We start from the raw sequence: 18,539 nt of genomic DNA, 5'->3' as shown, positions 1-18,539 counted from the left end.
TTTCAACGTTTTAACGATCTAATTTATCATATATCACATCGAAAAAATTATCCTTTATTTACAAAAATAAACTCATTATTAGGATAAAAGTCATTAAACATATTCGGTAATTTCGATCCACTTTTCTTCCACTTTATTTCAAAAGCTCAAATTTTTATCACTAAGAACCTTTCATTTAAAGAAATTCTTTCTTAATTTTTTCTTCAAAAAAATCCCTGATTTCTTTCAATGAAAGTTCTTTTACCGGTTTTAAATAGTCCAATTTTTCATCTTCTATATCATCAATAAAAGTTAAAGCCGTTATAAAAAGCTTTAAGTTTATACCATTCAGAATGTCTTTTGATAGTTCAAAGATTTGCTTCAAACTAAAATGGTGTTCTAAGAAATACAAATCATAATAGTCTCTATATTTCGCCCTTAAAAAAAGTGTATTTATCTTCATTATTGCGATCTGCTCCAGTGTGGCTACATTGAAGTTCCTTATCTCTTTTGGTTTTAAAAAGTGCCACTTCGCATTAAAAAAAGTAACTTTTACACCATTAATCATTACATCAATCTGATCGTTGCTAATATTTACTATTTCTTTGTTGTTAAAATTATTGATAATCTTGAACACTTTTTCTATTTGGAAGTTGTTATCTTGATAAGTAAAAAAATCCAAATCCTCACTGAACCTGTGACAAAAATATAATGCTAACGCACTGCCATCCACCAAAACAAAATTTCTCATATAATCGTTTTTTATGAGTTCTAACAAAATATCCTTCGTACTATTTAACAGACACTCTAACTTTAAACCTTGCATTATCTAAGCTTTCAAAATAATCCTTTTCAACATTCATATCAAAAAAGATTCTTGCTATCATAAGGTTAAGTTTTAAAAATCTCCTGTCAGGAGCCATTGTTTTTAACCAGATTTCCTTTATTTTGTCATTATTAATTCTTTTAAACAACTCTATTATATCATCAAGATCACCGTATTTCAGTGTATGTTCTATCATGGTGGTCTCATCAATATCACTGTTTTTCTTGATATTCCAGTAAATACTCATTTATTTAACTTCTCCTCTTCCAACGGATACTCTCAATCTGTAAATCTAATGTACTTGAAGTTTCTAATCCTATAAACAGCCTCAATGGATGGCCTTGCATTCTGAATTCCAAAGTCACCTCTTTTTAATATATCTTTATATACCACCGTTGCAAGCCCATAAAACAATGGAGAAGTCCTGGTTCAACATAAAAATGGGAAATCAGTCATGAGGTTAGTTCATCGTTAATTAATTGTTAGCTTGCAGCTCTGCGTATTTGGATAACTAATCCATAAATTTCTTCTTTAGGAAATTTTGATGTTAATTTATAAATATCTAAAACAAAATTATGGCTTTCTTGCCAAACAATTAACTCATTCCAATCAACCATCAATTAACCACAACTAACCTGTAATTAATCAAAACTAACTATTAACTAACCAACCCCCAAACCAGGGCAGGCTACCGCCAATGCCACCTCTCAGAGTGGCTTAAAAAAAGTACCAGATTTGAGTACAACAATACTATCATCAACATACAATTATACTGTTTAGCTTACTTGTGTATATAATATAACAAATTCCTCCCCAATACAACCCAATCATCAAACAACAGCTTTTGTTTATAACTTTTTGAGTTAAAAAAATCAAATGGACATTAACTGATTCAAATTCTAAGTTCTAGGTTCTACGTTTTAAAGTTTTATTTTACCAAGGTACAAACCTAATAAAACTTTATCATTTTTTCTCAGTTGTTATCACAAAAATTAGTCCCAAAAGCTTTTTTTCCTTTTTTACATTTTTCTCATATTATAAATAATTTTATACGTTTATAAATTCCTAACTTAAAAATTCTAATTTAAAAACTTAACGTTCCACATAATTCTTCTCAATCCACTTCAAATACTCCCCAGACCTAATATTTTCCACCCACTTCCTATTGTCCAGATACCATCTTACTGTCCTGCGGAGGCCTTCTTCAAATGAGACTGATTGCTTCCAGCCAAGTTCCTGTTTTATTTTTGTGCAATCTATGGCATATCTTCTATCATGGCCGGGTCGATCTTTTACAAATGTAATGAGATCTTTTAACTTTTCCTGCGATTTACCTGTTTCCTCTGATACTATCTGAATCAGGTATTCAAGCAGTCTTATATTCTCCCACTCATTTTCCCCACCGATATTATACTTTTCACCCACTTTACCATATTTAATTACCTGCCACACAGCTATATTGTGATCCTCCACGTATAGCCAGTCTCTGATATTTTTCCCATCCCCATATACAGGTAAAGGCTTATCCTCAAGCATATTTAATATCATAAGTGGAATAAATTTTTCTGGAAATTGATATGGCCCATAATTATTTGAACAGTTTGTCAAAGTAACAGGTAACCCATAGGTATGATGGTATGCCATTACCAGATGGTCGCTACCTGCTTTGCTGGCTGAATATGGGGATCTCGGATCGTAGGGGGTGTTTTCAGTAAAATATCCAGTCTCGCCAAGACTGCCATATACTTCATCTGTTGAAATATGATGAAACAACACTGGTGCATCAGATAAATTACCATAAACTTCTTGCCAGTAATTTCTTGCCACATCGAGAAGTGTATAAGTACCAAGAACATTTGTAGTTATAAAAGCTTCTGGCCCAAGAATAGATCTATCCACATGGCTCTCTGCTGCAAAATGAATCACTGCATCCACATTGTACTTTTTAAAAACATCTTCTATAGCAGCTCGATCTCTAATATCAGCCTTTACAAAAATGTGTCTGGGATTTGAACCACCACCGAATCTTTCCTCTACATCTATCAAACTTTCCAGATTACCTGCATAGGTTAGTAAATCTACGTTTATTACAACGCCTTTAAAACCAGAATCTTCTGACAAAAGGTATCTAATCATATTAGATCCTATAAAACCTGCACCACCAGTCACTAAAATTGTATTGAAATTTCTCATAACTTTAGCTCCTGTATCTTTGTGATATACTACTGATAAAATTTCTCAAGCTATCTTTCCAAAAGGGCACCTCCACACCTAAGCTCTTGATTTTCTCCTTTGATAAAACTGAATACTTAGGACGCTTTGCCTTTGTGGGGTAATCTTCTGTTTTAATTGGCTTTATATTACATTCCTCTTTTAAAATCTCATACTCCCTACCAAGCCTGTAAATCTCAACGGCAAAATCATACCATGATATCTCCCCTTCATTCGAATAGTGGTAAATACCTATAGGCGGCTTATCTTTCGACAAATTTATCATTTGTAAAATAGCCTTTGCAAGATCGTATGTCCAGGTAGGACTTCCAAATTGGTCAGAAACTACAGAGATTTCTTTTCTTTCATTCATCAACTTAAGCATTGTATATACAAAATTATTACCATGCTCCCCATAAAGCCATGAAGTGCGAATGATAATGCTTTCAGGAAATATTGATAAAAGCCGCTTTTCCCCTTCAAGCTTCGTCTTACCGTAAATGGAAGTAGGATAAGTAGGATCATCTTCCAGATATGGTCGGGGCTTACCATTTTCTATTATCGGTTCTCCCGAAAAAACATAGTCTGTGGAAATATGAATGACAGTGGCACCTATCTGCTTTCCCACCTTAGCAATATTTTCAACACCATCTACATTTATAGCAGTACATAATTCTACTTCATCTTCTGCTTTGTCCACTGCTGTGTAGGCGGCACAGTTTACAATGGATTTAATTGATCTATTTCTTGCAAATTGAAAGAGAGAATCATAGTCAGTAATAGAAATCTCTTTATCTGTAGCTATAAAAGGTACCGAAATCGATTTAAGCATCTCCAAAATCTCTGTGCCAAGCATCCCTCTGGCACCGATAATCCATATCAAAACATATCCTCCTGAATCTCTTTTAAATACGGTAACTGCATATCTTTTTGGGATATAATGTATGAAATGCCAAGATCAGGCCATTTTATACCAATAATTGGATCATTCCATCGTATTCCACCATCTGATGGGGCATGATATTCTGCCGTGCATTTGTATAAAAGCTCAGTGTCATCCTCAAGTGCAAGAAAACCGTGGGCAAAACCTGCCGGAATCCATAACATGAGATTATTTTCTCCAGACAACTCCAATGCATACCATTTCCCAAAAGTTGGTGATCCTTTCCGTAGGTCTACGGCTACATCCCAGGCAACTCCACGAGTAACACGCACAAGTTTCCCCTGAGCATAAGGATGTTTTTGAAAATGTAGCCCTCTTATAGTTCCTTTTTTCGATTTTGAATGATTATCCTGAACAAATCGATCTAAAATGCCCAACGACTTAAAATCACTTTCTTTGTAAGTTTCCATAAAAAAGCCCCTATCATCCCTAAAAATCTGGGGCTTAATCACTAAAAGCCCATCAATTGGAGAGTCAATTACCGTAAAAGGCATCTTATTCCCCCTCAGCTATAAAACGAAGGTATGCTCCGTAATCTGTTTTAATGCCATTTGCAAGTTCTAGCAATTGAGATTTATTTATCCATCCATTCCTATAAGCTATCTCTTCAATACAGGCAACGTATAACCCCTGTCTTTTTTGAATGGCCTCCACAAAATTGGCTGCATCAAGCAGTCCATCATAGGTACCAGTATCAAACCATGCCATACCTCTACCTAAAATCTCCACGTTTAGTGCACCCATTTTTAAATACTCATTGTTTACAGCAGTTATTTCAAGCTCCCCTCTATCTGAAGGTTTTATATTTTTTGCTATATCCACAACTCTGCTGTCATAAAAATATAGTCCTGGAACGGCATAGTGGGATTTAGGATTTTGTGGCTTTTCTTCAATAGAAAGAGCTTTGCCGGAAGCATCAAACTCCACAACACCATAAGACTTTGGATCTTTTACCCAGTATCCAAAAATAGTAGCTGAAGAGCTACTCGATACAACTTTTTGTAATATCTCCGTAAAATGCTGGCCATAAAAGATATTATCACCTAATACCATTGCCACCCTATCATTACCTATAAAATCTTCCCCCACAATGAACGCATCCGCAAGACCTCTGGGTTTTTCCTGAATGGCATACTCAAACCTCATTCCCAGCCATTGACCATCCCCCAAAAGCTCTTTGAATACATTTATATCTCTTGGTGTAGAGATAATAAGCACCTCCCTGATACCTGCAAGCATCAAAACGGATAAGGGGTAATAGATCATAGGTTTATCATAAACCGGAAGAATCTGTTTGGATATTGCTTTAGTGATCGGATAAAGTCTGGTGCCTGAACCACCTGCCAAAATTATACCTTTCATAAAACCTCCGAAAATAGTTTTAAGCGTTAGGCATTAAGCGTTAAGTGTTAAGTGTTAAGTGTTAAGTGTTAAGAGCTTAATACTTAGCTCTTAGTGCTTAGTACTTAATGCTTATATTTTATTGATAATCTTGAACACTTTTTCTATTTGGAAGTTGTTATCTTGATAAGTAAAAAAATCCAAATCCTCACTGAACCTGTGACAAAAATATAATGCTAACGCACTGCCATCCACCAAAACAAAATTTCTCATATAATCGTTTTTTATGAGTTCTAACAAAATATCCTTCGTACTATTTAACAGACACTCTAACTTTAAACCTTGCATTATCTAAGCTTTCAAAATAATCCTTTTCAACATTCATATCAAAAAAGATTCTTGCTATCATAAGGTTAAGTTTTAAAAATCTCCTGTCAGGAGCCATTGTTTTTAACCAGATTTCCTTTATTTTGTCATTATTAATTCTTTTAAACAACTCTATTATATCATCAAGATCACCGTATTTCAGTGTATGTTCTATCATGGTGGTCTCATCAATATCACTGTTTTTCTTGATATTCCAGTAAATACTCATTTATTTAACTTCTCCTCTTCCAACGGATACTCTCAATCTGTAAATCTAATGTACTTGAAGTTTCTAATCCTATAAACAGCCTCAATGGATGGCCTTGCATTCTGAATTCCAAAGTCACCTCTTTTTAATATATCTTTATATACCACCGTTGCAAGCCCATAAAACAATGGAGAAGTCCTGGTTCAACATAAAAATGGGAAATCAGTCATGAGGTTAGTTCATCGTTAATTAATTGTTAGCTTGCAGCTCTGCGTATTTGGATAACTAATCCATAAATTTCTTCTTTAGGAAATTTTGATGTTAATTTATAAATATCTAAAACAAAATTATGGCTTTCTTGCCAAACAATTAACTCATTCCAATCAACCATCAATTAACCACAACTAACCTGTAATTAATCAAAACTAACTATTAACTAACCAACCCCCAAACCAGGGCAGGCTACCGCCAATGCCACCTCTCAGAGTGGCTTAAAAAAAGTACCAGATTTGAGTACAACAATACTATCATCAACATACAATTATACTGTTTAGCTTACTTGTGTATATAATATAACAAATTCCTCCCCAATACAACCCAATCATCAAACAACAGCTTGAGTTTTTAAAATATATCATTAAAAAAGTCAAGTGGAAATTAACTTAGATTGATAAGAGTGTTAAGTGTTAAGTTCTACGTTCTACGTTCTACGTTCTACGTTCTACGTTTTAACGTTTACACGTTTCAACGTGCCAACGTTTTAACGTTTTAACGTTCCAACTTTCTAACTTTTCAACGTTTTAACGATCTAATTTATCGTATATCACATCTAAAAAATTATCCTTATTTACCAAAATCAACTCATTATTAGGATATAAGTCATTAAACATATTTGGTAATTTCGATCTACTCTTCTTCCACTTTATTTCAAAAGCACAAATTTTATCACTCCCAATCTCTAAATAATCAACTTCTTGTTTATAAATATTACGCCAGAAAAAATAACTTTTATTTACAAGATGGTTCTTCAAATATTTAATTCTTTCAACAATCACAAAATTTTCCCACAACGCTCCCCAATCTTGTCTCAAATAAGACGGGTTAAAATTATTAATTAAAGCATTCCTTATCCCTGTATCATAAAAGTAAATTTTTCTTAATTTTTTGAGCTCTTTTCTTAAGTTACTGCTAAATGGATTTAACCTAAAAATAATAAATGCTTGCTCAAGGATATTTATATATGATTCAACCGTTTTTTTATCAATACCTAAAAGTTTTGATAGCTCTGTGTATGATACTTCATTACCAATTTGCAACGCTAAAGCTTGCAATAACCTTCGTAAGATATCTGGATTTTTAATATTTTGATACATCAATACATCTTTAAACAAATAAGAATCTGTTAGAGATTTCAAATTTATTTCTCTATCTTCACTATTTAAAATAATCTCAGGATACAACCCATAAATTATCATGTTTTCCAGTATTCTATTTAACTCTATATCAGAGTAAATTTCTCGTAACTCTTCTATTGAAAAAGGAGGTAAAAAAAACTCATATTTTCTACCAGTAAGCGGTTCAGAAATGTCATTTGATAGGTCAAAAGACGATGAACCAGTAGCAATAACTTGAATTTGTTTAAAATTATCTACTATAAGTTTTAGTGTTATACCAATATCTTTTACTCTTTGCGCTTCATCAATAATAACCAATTTTTTATTGCCTATAAGTTGTTTTAGTTCTGTTGATGTTTTATTAAAAAGCTTATCTCTAATATCAGGCTCATCACAATTTAAATAAATACTATTATTCTTGTATTTATCAGCAATTTGTTTTACAAGCGTAGTCTTACCTACTTGTCTTGCACCATAAATTATAATCGCTTTCCCTTTAAATAGTCTTTTCTCTATTTCTTTTTGAATTGTTCTCCTAATTAACATAATTTCAGTGAACTAACTCCCTTTTTTAATATTATAATAGGCATAATCTGTCAAAAGTCAATGTTAAACTTACAAACATTTTAACATTTTAACATTTTAACATTTTAACGTTTTAACGTTTTCGTATATTCGTTATCCGGTTTTCGATTAACGGTTCCAGTTCAAGGTTCTAGGTTCTACGTTCTACGTTCTACGTTTTAACGTTCTAACGTTTTAACTTTTCAACGTTCTTAACTCAAATGGTGATATGAATCTAATACCGCTCATTTCTACCTTATTATTCCTAAGATTTACTAAATAGGCAGGACTATAATAGGGATAATTTTCCAAAAAATTCTTAAGTGATAAAAAATCCGATTTTTTTAAATTTTTTTTATACTTTACTTCAACAGGGATCACTTTTCCTTCAACTTCTATAATAATATCCACCTCATGTTTATTCTTTGTTCTCCAAAATTTAATTTGACTATCAGAATAACCTAATTTCAGTAGCTCAGAAATAACATATCCTTCAAACAAATAGGATGAATCCTCCCTAATTTCAGGAGGATTAAAATTATTTATAAAAAAATTTCTAACTCCGTTATCTAAAAAATAGACTTTTGGCATTTTGACTAATTCTTTATTTTTATTAGTATACCAAGGAGTATTTATTTTTATTAAAAAGGTTTCTTTCAAAATCTCTAAATAATTTTTGACAGTTTTATCATCCAACCCACATATTTGAGATAATCGATTATAGCTTACTTGCTGGCCATTATTAACTGCAAGAAAATCTATCATCATTTTTACATTTTTCACTTTATCAAAATTTAAGAAATCCACCAAATCTTTTTTTACATATAAATCAAAAATAGATGATAAAACATCTCTTTTTTCACTACATTTAGTAAGAACAACTTCTGGATATCCACCATATATCAGAAAATTATTTAGCTCATTATAAAGCTCAGGAATTAACTCTGTAAGTGAATCTGATTTTATTTCAGACAAATTTTCAATTTTTATAATCAAATCATCTCTGCCAATAAAATGTAGATATTCTTTAAAACTCAAAGGATAAATATAAAAAACTCTCTTTCTCCCAGCTAAACTTTCCTGTATATTATTTCTAATTTCAAGGCTAGAAGAACCAGAAGCATAAATCTTTATATCAGGATGATTATCTACAATATTTTTTATTATTTTACCAATATTACTGTATCTTTGGAATTCATCAAGGAATAACAAAAACTTTGTTCCACTATTTTCCTTATAACCATTTAATTTCAATGTATTAATACAATTTTCATAAGTGCTTACTTTTTCATAGTTTGAAAAAATATCAAGATCCAAAAATAAAGATGGATAATTAATTTTATACTTTTCATATAATTGTTTCATTAATGTTGTTTTTCCAACTTGCCTTGGTCCAATGAGAATGGTAGCTTTGTTATTTGTTATCTGTTTTTCTAATGTTTCAAAAATTTCCCTTTTTTTCACCAACTTCCCCTATACTTTTTCAGGAATATTCTCCGAAAAATACTATACTTTTTCGGAACACAAGTCAATATTTTCTACAAAACATGTATTTAGTTTTAACGTTTTCCGATATTCAGTATCCGGTTTTCGATCAACGGCTTCCTAGTAGGGTTATAGGTTATAGGTTCAACGTTATACGTTCTACGTTTTAACGTTTTAACTTTCCAACGTTTCAACGTTCTAACATTTCAACGATTCAACGTTTTAACTATTCAAGGTTTATTCACATAGTTTTTCATTTGAGGTATCATTAAGCATTGATAAAAATTTTTCTAAGTCATTTTTAAATAAATCTTTTACTTTATAAGCATCTTCTAATACAATTTTTATTTTCCTGTCATCAAGTTCATAAGAATATGCATGTCTAAAAAAATGCCTAAAACCCCTTAAGTTATTGAGTAACTTGAAAGTTTTCTCAGAAATCATGTTAGGCCTTACTCCTTCAATTGAGATAGCCATCCTTTTTAATAACTCTATATGAAATTGTGATGGATCTGTAATATTATTTTCAAAGGTTCTAGCCACTATTTTAAACAAATCTTCATAAGCACAGTATAAATTATGTAATTGATACGCAACTGCTTCTAATGAAAATCTATCATTTGAACTTTCTCTCTCTTGCAATTTCTTATAAATTTTTTCGATTTCACCAAGTTGTGCATTTATTTCAGACTTTAAAATTATAAATAACTCTTTTTCCACTTTATTCCATCCCTAATAATTTTATCTTTTATCCTATGATGTTCTAGCTGTACAATATCCACATCTCTCTTTAATTTTATTGATAAAATAGACATTGCTCTAAAAAAGTCACAATCATCCAACCCCAAAAAAGCTATATCCACATCGGATTCTCTGGTAAATTGATAAGGCTTTGTTATAGAACCAAAAATGTAAGCACCCCTAAAAGGTATAATTTTTGACATTTCATGAAGTATTTTATCTAATTTTTTTAGAGTTTGTTTGCGCAACTCTTCCTGTTCATATCTCTTTTTTTTTAAAGTTTGATCTAATAATATTGTTGAAAATTTCATATTAAACGTACCTTTAGCATCTATTATACAATTTAGTATATAAACCAACTACTTACCTGTCAATGATTACCTTCAAAACAATTATAACATAAATTTGTTTATTACTGATATTTTAATTTCTTTTTAATTATATTGTAAGCCATTATTATATAAAAAATCCAAATAAACCCTACATTTATGACAAAAACACTATGTCAATACACTACCACCACCTAATACAAAATTCTTCATATACTCATTTTTTAATCTTATTCTATCTCAACATGATATTTGCTACTATTAAAAATATCTGCAAAAGTCCCACATTGCTTCCCCCGCCATTAAGCTTCAAATATTTAAAACTATATGCAAATATTTTACACATAAAAAGCTTTAAGCTTAAAATTGCTACTAAATGGCGGAGTCGCAATGACCCAAAATTGCTGTCATTGCGAGCGTAGCGAAGCAATCTTATGATGTAATAACTATCAACATGTTAGCCTATTGCACAACATCCTCAACTTTTTTTAATTAAATCTATTTTTCATTTATCATAGTTTATCCATTGTTATAAAAAAATGGGGGGCTCTATTTATTAAATTAGCAATCAGAGCCTACGCAAATATTGTCTTTGTTCTTTTCTAAAAACCTTTTACCTACCCCTTTTATCTCTAATAGTTCCTCGATACTATTAAATGGTTTTTTCTCCCTCCTCTCAATTATAGCTTCAGCCTTTTTCTTCCCTAAACCTTTTAAACTCATCAACTCCTCTTTTGTGGCAGTATTTATATTTATTTTTGCAAATAAAACAGAAGAAATAAAGATGAAAATCATTAAAAATAAGAATTTCTTCATAACATCCCCCTACTTTATTTAGCCCCCCAACAAAATCGTTACTCGATTATCGTTTACCAAATAACGGTTAATTTACTAATATTTTATCATTTTATCATTTTGCTCGCAATAAATTTTTATAAATATAAAAAATTTTATACATTTCCTAAACTAACTTATTAGACCACTTGAAATTCTGTTAACTAATGATGTTTAAACAAAGGATATAAATAGCTTTATATTTGAAAATAATGGTGCCCAAGGGGGGACTCGAACCCCCACGGCCTTTTACGGCCACAGGATCCTGAATCCTGCGTGTCTACCAATTCCACCACTTGGGCGAAACAAAAAACATATATGTATTTTAGTACCCCTTGTCAACAAATATAATAATCAAGCTAAATCTAATCTCTTTTCCCACTCAAAAGCACTTTTACAAATCAACTCTAAATTATCAAATTTTGGCTGCCACCCAAGTTTATTTAAAATTTTGCTATTATCAGCGATCAATTTTGATGGATCACCAGCTCTTCTACCAGTTATTCCCACTTTAAAATCAACTCCACTGACCTTCTTCATTGTATTTATAACCTCTTTTACCGTATAACCATGACCATATCCACAATTAAAAATATCACTCTCATTCTCATTTAAATAATCAAGTGCCTGCAAGTGAGCCATTGCAAGATCATCGACATGAATATAATCTCTGATACATGTACCATCTTTTGTATCGTAATCATCACCAAAAATATAGATTTTATCCCTTTTCCCTGTAGCTGTTTCAGCTGCCACTTTTATCAAATGTGTCGCTTCAGGAAATGCCTGACCAATTCGAGGATTTATATCCTCTATTGTTTTTGCATTGTTCATATCTGCACCAGCCACATTAAAGTACCTTAAAATCACATATTTAAAATCGTTATTTGCCTTTGCAGTATCGATAAGCACTCTCTCGCTCATTAATTTACTCATACCGTAAGGGTTTATCGGACTTAAAATCGTCGTCTCTTTTACTGGTACCTCTTCAGGCTCTCCATAAACTGCAGCTGTGGAAGAAAATATAAATCTTTTGACCCCATAATTATTTGCCAGTCTAATCAAATTTGTCGTATTTACAGTATTATTCATATAATATTTGAGAGGGTTTTCCACACTTTCTGGTACAATAATGCTTGCTGCAAAATGTATTATTGCATCAAAATAATATGATTTAAAAATCCCCTCTACTAAACTAAAATTGGATAAATCAGCCTCAATTATTTTTAATCTACCATTCACATCAATTTTTTTCAAAGTATCAGTATTTCTTCTACTACCTGTCGAAAAATTATCAAGGATAACAACATTATCAGATCTTTTCTCAAGAATCTCCTTTACTACATGACTACCAATATAACCAGCTCCACCAGTAACAAGGATATTCATAAGCCCCCCTTTAAAGAAATAATGAAATTAATATTATAAATTATTCTTTATTACAAGAACAACTATCACCAGTATGAGAACAGCAACCACCTTTATTCTTATTCTTCATAAACATTATGAAAATAAAAAATACAAAAGTTACTATTACTACAAAAATTATATAATCTAACACATTATCCTCCAAAATCATCAAAAAGGATATTTTCTCTCTCAACCCCTAGAGAATCAAGCATCTTTAATACAGCATCAATCATAACAGGTGGACCGCACAAATAATATTCACAATCTTCAGGAGCAGGATGATTTTTCAAATAATTTTCATAAACAACCTGATGTATATACCCAGTAAAACCATCCCAGTTATCCCCTGGCAGAGGATCTGATAATGCTATAAACCATTCAAAGTTATCATGCTCTTTTGCAAGCCTATCAAAATCTTCCACATAAAAAAGCTCTCTCTTGCTTCTTGCACCATACCAAAATGTCATTTTTCTTTTTGTTTTTACCCTTTTTAATTGATCAAAAATATGAGAACGCATTGGTGCCATACCAGCACCACCACCGATAAAAACCATTTCATTATCTGTATCTTTTACAAAAAACTCACCATAAGGGCCCGAAACGGTTACTTTATCTCCAGGTTTTAAACTAAAAATATATGAAGACCCTTTACCAGGTGGAATATCTTTTCTATTTTGAGGTGGAGTTGCAATTCTCACATTGAGCATTATTATCCCCTTTTCTAAGGGGTAGTTTGCCATAGAATAAGCTCTTACAACAGGCTCATCTACTTTGGATACAAGTTCAAATAAGCCAGCTTTTTCCCAATCTTCTCTATATTCTTCGTCTATATCAAAATCTTTGAAATAAGCAGTATAAGGTGGTACCCACACTTGAATAAAACCACCTGCTTTGAAATCAAAATCAACACCTTCAGGGATCTTTAAAACCAGCTCTTTAATAAAAGTAGCCAAATTTTTGTTTGAAATCACTTCACACTCAAGCTGTTTTGCACCAAAAACATCAGGAGATACCTCAATTTTTAGGTCATTTTTAACTGTCACCTGACAACTAAGTCTTACACCTTCCTTTTCTTCTCTTTTTGAGATATGTGAAAGCTCAGTAGGGAGGATATCACCGCCACCTTCCAACACCTTCACTTTACACAAACCACATGTTCCCTGGCCACCACAAGCAGAAGATAAATAAATCCCATTTTCAGCCAATGCAAATAAAAGCTTACCACCTTTTTGTGTAACTAATGGTTCTTTTTCATCATTTATATAAATTTTTACTTCGCCTGTTTGAACAAGCTTACTTCTTGCATATAAAATAACAACTACAAGAATCAAAATAATAAATGTGAAAGATAATACCCCTAAAACTATTTCTATCAACATCCCACCTCAATACTTTATAATTTTATTCCTGAAAAAATCATAAAAGCAATCGCCATCAAACCAGCTACAATAAAGGTTAAACCAACCCCTTCAAGCCCTTTAGGTGGATTGCTATATTTTAATTTATCTCTTATACCTGCAAGTAAGATAATTGCCAAAGCCCAACCCATACCTGATCCAAGCCCAAACACTATCGATTCAATATGTGTATACTCTCTTTGAACCATAAAGAGAGAGCCACCCAGTATTGCACAGTTTACTGTAATTAACGGAAGATAAATTCCAAGTGAGTTGTAAAGTTTTGGAAAAAACTTATCCACAACCATTTCCAAAATTTGAACCATCGCAGCAATCACACCAATATATGAAACAAGCCCAATAAACGATAAATCCACATTTTTCAAACCAAGCCAGCTCAAAGCTCCTTCTCTTAGAATATATTGATAAATGACATTGTTAGCTGGCACAGTAATAAACTGCACAACGACGACAGCCATCCCAAGCCCAACAGCTGTTTCCATCTTTTTAGAAACAGCTATAAATGTACACATACCAAGGAAAAAAGATAATGCCATATTTTCTATAAATATAGATTTTACAAAAAGACTAAGCAAATGCTCAAGCATCATAATCCCCTATCTGCCTTTTAACATGCCAGATTAAAAGCCCAATAATAAAAAATGCACTAGGTGCTAGTAAGAACAATCCGTTTGGAGTGTACCAACCACCCTCAGATACAGGTTTTAGAATTGTAATACCAAGTAGTTTGCCAGAACCAATTAACTCTCTAATTATTGCAACCACTATCAAAATCCCACCATAACCAATACCATTACCTATTCCATCTAAAAAGCTTTCTATCGGACCATTTTTCAATGCAAATGCCTCAGCTCTACCCATAATAATACAGTTTGTTATGATTAACCCCACAAACACAGATAATTGTTTACTGATTTCAAAAAAATACGCTTTGATAAACTGGTCTGCTATAATAACTAAAGTGGCAATTATAGTTGTCTCAACAATAATTCTTATATTTGTAGGGATATTATCTCTTATCAGTGAAATAAAAAGGTTTGAAAAAGCCACAACAAAAGTAACTGCAAAAAACATCACAATAGCAGTCTCAAGTTTTGAAGTCACTGCTAAAGCAGAACAAATCCCCAACACCTGAACAGCAATCGGATTATCTCTAAATATAGGTTTTAAGAGGACTTCTTTATACTTTTTCATATAACATCCTCTAAAATGTATTTTTCATCAAAAATTTTTTAAAACCTCTGTCACCTAGCCAAAATTTAACCATGTTATTTACGCCAGCAGTTGTAATTGAAGCACCGCTTAAACCATCAATTTGATAAGCCTTTTCAACAGAATCAGGATTTACTTCACCATTAATTACTGTCAATTTTAAGCTGCCACCCTTATCATAAATCATCTTACCAACCCATTTTCTTTTCCAATTAGGGTTATCCACTTCTCCACCAAGCCCAGGAGTTTCCTTGTGCTCATAAAAAGTTATACCACAAATAGATTTATCTTTTGCATTAATACAGAGAAATCCGTATAATGTTGACCAAAGCCCTTTTCCATAGATTGGAACTATAATTTTATTAACACTATTATTATCTTTCACAAAATAAATTAAAACCTTCTTTGGTATTCTCCCTATACCTGCCAAGTCTTCTTCAGGCTTTAACTTTATAGATTTTGTATCATCATTAAGCATCTTTTTAAAATTTTTATAATAACCACCAATATCTTTGATGTCCTCCAAATTATATGTTTCCATATCCAATAATTTTGGCACTAACTTTTTACCCAAAATTTCATTCATATCATTTCTTTCATTTATCCCTGCAACCTGAATAACATTCTTTAAAACATCTTTAATCTGATTTTTTTCTTGAACAGGTTTCAATAATACAGCAGCTGCAGAAACAAGTATGGAGCAAACAAAAGATATGACAAAAGCAACAAAAAGCGTTTTTCTTTTGCTATCAGGCTGCAACTTTATTTCTCCTTTTAATAACAGATTTTATCACAAAATAATCTATTGTTGGCGCTACAATATTTGCAAAAATAATAGCAAGCATAGTCCCCTCTGGATAAGCAGGATTTACAACCCTCACAAGCACTGTTAAAGAACCTATAAGAAAACCGTAAATCCATCTCCCTCTATCTGTATAAGCAGCACTCACAGGATCTGTCGCCATGAAAGCTACTCCAAAAGCAAATCCACCCAAAACCAAGTGCCAATAAAAAGGTAGATTAAACATATAATTTGTTTGACTACCGATTAGGTTAAATAGTGTAGAAGTAAAAATAAGCCCTATTACAGCAGAAGCCATTATACGCCATGATGCCACATTACTAACAACCAAAATTAAAGCACCCACGATACATAGGAGCGTAGATGTTTCACCCATTGAGCCAGGGATAAATCCTATAAATGCATCTATCCATCTGTAATGTTCACTAATTATATTATTTGATGATGCAAGTGTTAAAGGCGTAGCAACACTTACAGCATCAATACCAGTCCAAACTCTATCACCCGTCATACTTGCAGGGTATGAAAAAAACAAAATAGCCCTTGATATCAGTGCTGGGTTTACAACATTCATCCCAGTGCCACCAAAAAGCTCTTTACCAAGCACTAACCCCAATGAAAGAGCCACTGAAGCTTCCCACAAAGGGATATTTGGTGGGAGAATTAAAGGATATAATAAGCTTGTTACAAGAAAACCTTCACTTATTTCATGTTTTCTAACAACAGCAAACAATACTTCCCAAAAACTACCCACAACCATAGTAACTGCATAAAGGGGTAAAAAGTATGCAAGCCCCACAGCGAAATTACTAACAATACTACTACTATCAAAACTTACATGAAACCATTTTAAAATATCCCAGCGAAAACCATCTGGAATTATATTATATTTATTAATTAAAAGGTTCGTTTGTAATCCTGTATTATAAATAGCAAATATTGTCACAGGTAAAAGTGCTATCACAACAAAAATCATAACCCTTTTAAAATCAGCTACATCCCTTATATGACATTTACCAGTGGCTTTTGTATCTGGTGAGAAAAAGAAAGATTCTGTAGCTTCATAAAGAGGGTACCATCTGCTATATTTACCACCTTCTTTAAAGTGCTCACCTATCTTCTCAAAAAACTTTTGCAACCTTTTCATCACCATTCCTTCTCTACTGTATCAAGTAGTTCTCTTGAGTGTTTTATAAAATCTATTTTACTTGGGCAAACATAGGTATATAAAGAAAAATCCTCTTCACCTAAAGATAAAATACCAAGATCTATGGCTCTATCAATATCCTTTGTCAAAACAGCTCTTAATAATGCTAAAGGTTCTGTATCAATAGCTGTAACTTTATTGTAAGAAGCAATAGGGATAATAGGTCTCAGGCTACCGTGCATCGATGTATCAAAAATATACTTTTTAGGTCTAATAAATTTTGAAAGGGCAACGCCTAAAACAGTAAAATATTTACCAGAAGGAGAAATCCACCCAAATAGCCTTTTTTCTCCCCCCTCTTTTATAATTGAGACCTGATTAACGTAAAAACCAACAAAAGGAGTATTTTCATCAATCTTTCTTCCATACAGATAACATCCAGAAATATATCTATAATCGTTGCTTATATCCAATATATTATCAAGCCTGCTCCCTTTTAATATTTTAAAGATACCATTTTCTTTAAAGTCATAACCAGCAATAGAAACATATTTATAGGGATTAATTTTACCTGTATAAAAAAAATAGCCGATATCAATTACAGCTTGATAATCTATATACCATACTTCTTCTTCCATTGTTGGTTTTCGTAAATGATCGATATGTGTACCAGCAAGCCCAGCAGGGTGCGGACCATGAAAAACAGCTATCTCTAATAATTCATCTTCAGATAACATACTTTTATTAAAATCTTTATCAACACATAAAAATGTCTTTACACCAAAAGCTTCCTTTAAGACATCTACCCCTTTTATAAAATTATCTTTTTCCTTCTCAATGATAAGATTAGGATCTGGTGCAAAACCTCTAGTATCAATAGCTGTGATAAAAATTGCTACAGGTTTTGATTTTGAAGAAGGGATTTTATCAAAAGGTCTCTTTCTAAAATATGGCCAAAATCCGTATTTTAATAAAATATCTTTATAATTCAAATTTTTATCTTCAAAATCGATAGCTTCTCCTGATGCATGGTTTTCAACTTCTATACTCAAGTATAAAAATTTTCTCTTTTCTCCCCTTACAATATTTTTCACAACACCATTTACAGGAGAAACAAATACCACATCTTCATCTTTTCTATTAATAAAAAGTGGTGTGCCAGTAGAAACCTTATCCCCTTCATTGACTAAAAACTTTACCTTTAAACCTGTAAAATCATCACCTACAAAACCAATTTCGCGAGATAACTTTTCCCCTTTAAATTCGCTGACCTTACCAATAGGTAGCCTAAGCCCCCTTTTAAACATTATTTCTCTCATCTCAATCCCT

The 18,539-nt window shown here is 32.2% G+C and carries 23 protein-coding genes and 1 tRNA gene; all 24 read right to left on the bottom strand.

What is annotated here, in order from left to right:
• Window positions 1–175: 175 nt before the first annotated feature.
• The 24 genes from OWM07_RS09135 to nqrA all read right to left on the bottom strand — a co-directional run bounded on the left by OWM07_RS09135 (window position 176) and on the right by nqrA (window position 18,529).
• Window positions 176–805, bottom strand: coding sequence for a nucleotidyl transferase AbiEii/AbiGii toxin family protein (locus OWM07_RS09135; RefSeq protein ID WP_423303406.1), 630 nt, complete (start codon window positions 803–805; stop codon window positions 176–178).
• On the bottom strand, window positions 771–1,052 hold the full coding sequence (locus OWM07_RS09130; protein ID WP_423303400.1) for a hypothetical protein: 282 nt from the start codon (window positions 1,050–1,052) through the stop codon (window positions 771–773). Before OWM07_RS09130 ends, OWM07_RS09135 begins: the two co-directional genes overlap by 35 nt.
• A gap of 235 nt (window positions 1,053–1,287) precedes the next feature.
• Entirely contained in the window at window positions 1,288–1,422 is a 135-nt protein-coding gene (locus OWM07_RS09125) for a four helix bundle protein (protein WP_423303399.1), read from the bottom strand.
• A gap of 475 nt (window positions 1,423–1,897) precedes the next feature.
• Entirely contained in the window at window positions 1,898–2,998 is a 1,101-nt protein-coding gene (gene rfbB, locus OWM07_RS09120) for a dTDP-glucose 4,6-dehydratase (protein ID WP_423303405.1), read from the bottom strand.
• Window positions 2,999–3,002: 4 nt separating this feature from the next.
• On the bottom strand, window positions 3,003–3,899 hold the full coding sequence (rfbD, locus tag OWM07_RS09115) for a dTDP-4-dehydrorhamnose reductase (RefSeq protein ID WP_423303404.1): 897 nt from the start codon (window positions 3,897–3,899) through the stop codon (window positions 3,003–3,005).
• Complete coding sequence (rfbC, locus tag OWM07_RS09110) at window positions 3,896–4,453, bottom strand: dTDP-4-dehydrorhamnose 3,5-epimerase (protein WP_423303403.1); 558 nt, start codon at window positions 4,451–4,453, stop codon at window positions 3,896–3,898. Before rfbC ends, rfbD begins: the two co-directional genes overlap by 4 nt.
• A 1-nt stretch (window position 4,454) precedes the next feature.
• The gene (rfbA, locus tag OWM07_RS09105; RefSeq protein WP_423303402.1) at window positions 4,455–5,321 is read right to left on the bottom strand and encodes a glucose-1-phosphate thymidylyltransferase RfbA; all 867 of its coding nucleotides are present in this window, start codon (window positions 5,319–5,321) and stop codon (window positions 4,455–4,457) included.
• A gap of 111 nt (window positions 5,322–5,432) precedes the next feature.
• Window positions 5,433–5,600 (bottom strand): nucleotidyl transferase AbiEii/AbiGii toxin family protein, encoded by a 168-nt coding sequence (locus tag OWM07_RS09100; RefSeq protein WP_423303401.1) that lies wholly within the window; start codon window positions 5,598–5,600, stop codon window positions 5,433–5,435.
• Between the two features lie 13 nt (window positions 5,601–5,613).
• Window positions 5,614–5,895: a hypothetical protein gene (locus tag OWM07_RS09095; protein ID WP_423303400.1), complete on the bottom strand. Its 282-nt coding sequence runs from the start codon at window positions 5,893–5,895 to the stop codon at window positions 5,614–5,616.
• Between the two features lie 235 nt (window positions 5,896–6,130).
• Window positions 6,131–6,265, bottom strand: a complete 135-nt coding sequence (locus OWM07_RS09090) for a four helix bundle protein (RefSeq protein WP_423303399.1) — start codon at window positions 6,263–6,265, stop codon at window positions 6,131–6,133.
• Between the two features lie 409 nt (window positions 6,266–6,674).
• Complete coding sequence (locus tag OWM07_RS09085) at window positions 6,675–7,814, bottom strand: ATP-binding protein (RefSeq protein WP_423303398.1); 1,140 nt, start codon at window positions 7,812–7,814, stop codon at window positions 6,675–6,677.
• A 213-nt stretch (window positions 7,815–8,027) separates the two neighbouring features.
• A complete protein-coding gene (locus OWM07_RS09080) occupies window positions 8,028–9,296 on the bottom strand; it encodes an ATP-binding protein (protein WP_423303397.1) in 1,269 nt (422 codons plus the stop codon).
• Window positions 9,297–9,554: 258 nt separating this feature from the next.
• Window positions 9,555–10,037, bottom strand: coding sequence for a ribonuclease toxin HepT-like protein (locus OWM07_RS09075; RefSeq protein ID WP_423303396.1), 483 nt, complete (start codon window positions 10,035–10,037; stop codon window positions 9,555–9,557).
• Window positions 10,016–10,369, bottom strand: coding sequence for a nucleotidyltransferase family protein (locus OWM07_RS09070; RefSeq protein ID WP_423303395.1), 354 nt, complete (start codon window positions 10,367–10,369; stop codon window positions 10,016–10,018). Before OWM07_RS09070 ends, OWM07_RS09075 begins: the two co-directional genes overlap by 22 nt.
• A 579-nt stretch (window positions 10,370–10,948) precedes the next feature.
• Window positions 10,949–11,203: a ComEA family DNA-binding protein gene (locus OWM07_RS09065; RefSeq protein ID WP_423303394.1), complete on the bottom strand. Its 255-nt coding sequence runs from the start codon at window positions 11,201–11,203 to the stop codon at window positions 10,949–10,951.
• Between the two features lie 231 nt (window positions 11,204–11,434).
• Window positions 11,435–11,523: transfer RNA gene (locus OWM07_RS09060), tRNA-Leu, on the bottom strand.
• A gap of 52 nt (window positions 11,524–11,575) precedes the next feature.
• Complete coding sequence (galE, locus tag OWM07_RS09055) at window positions 11,576–12,610, bottom strand: UDP-glucose 4-epimerase GalE (RefSeq protein WP_423303393.1); 1,035 nt, start codon at window positions 12,608–12,610, stop codon at window positions 11,576–11,578.
• A 40-nt stretch (window positions 12,611–12,650) separates the two neighbouring features.
• Entirely contained in the window at window positions 12,651–12,782 is a 132-nt protein-coding gene (locus tag OWM07_RS09050) for a hypothetical protein (RefSeq protein WP_423303392.1), read from the bottom strand.
• A 1-nt stretch (window position 12,783) separates the two neighbouring features.
• Complete coding sequence (nqrF, locus tag OWM07_RS09045; protein ID WP_423303431.1) at window positions 12,784–14,004, bottom strand: NADH:ubiquinone reductase (Na(+)-transporting) subunit F; 1,221 nt, start codon at window positions 14,002–14,004, stop codon at window positions 12,784–12,786.
• A 20-nt stretch (window positions 14,005–14,024) separates the two neighbouring features.
• Complete coding sequence (gene nqrE / locus OWM07_RS09040) at window positions 14,025–14,636, bottom strand: NADH:ubiquinone reductase (Na(+)-transporting) subunit E (RefSeq protein WP_423303391.1); 612 nt, start codon at window positions 14,634–14,636, stop codon at window positions 14,025–14,027.
• Entirely contained in the window at window positions 14,629–15,243 is a 615-nt protein-coding gene (locus OWM07_RS09035) for an NADH:ubiquinone reductase (Na(+)-transporting) subunit D (RefSeq protein ID WP_423303390.1), read from the bottom strand. The genes nqrE and OWM07_RS09035 overlap by 8 nt, the downstream gene beginning before the upstream one ends.
• Before the next feature lie 10 nt (window positions 15,244–15,253).
• Window positions 15,254–16,021 (bottom strand): Na(+)-translocating NADH-quinone reductase subunit C, encoded by a 768-nt coding sequence (locus OWM07_RS09030; RefSeq protein WP_423303389.1) that lies wholly within the window; start codon window positions 16,019–16,021, stop codon window positions 15,254–15,256.
• On the bottom strand, window positions 16,011–17,210 hold the full coding sequence (locus tag OWM07_RS09025) for an NADH:ubiquinone reductase (Na(+)-transporting) subunit B (protein ID WP_423303388.1): 1,200 nt from the start codon (window positions 17,208–17,210) through the stop codon (window positions 16,011–16,013). Before OWM07_RS09025 ends, OWM07_RS09030 begins: the two co-directional genes overlap by 11 nt.
• On the bottom strand, window positions 17,210–18,529 hold the full coding sequence (nqrA, locus tag OWM07_RS09020; protein WP_423303387.1) for an NADH:ubiquinone reductase (Na(+)-transporting) subunit A: 1,320 nt from the start codon (window positions 18,527–18,529) through the stop codon (window positions 17,210–17,212). Before nqrA ends, OWM07_RS09025 begins: the two co-directional genes overlap by 1 nt.
• Window positions 18,530–18,539: the final 10 nt, after the last annotated feature.

Source organism: Deferribacter thermophilus (assembly GCF_049472675.1).
GTDB lineage: Bacteria > Chrysiogenota > Deferribacteres > Deferribacterales > Deferribacteraceae > Deferribacter > Deferribacter thermophilus.
This window is presented reverse-complemented; position numbering and strand designations above follow the sequence as displayed.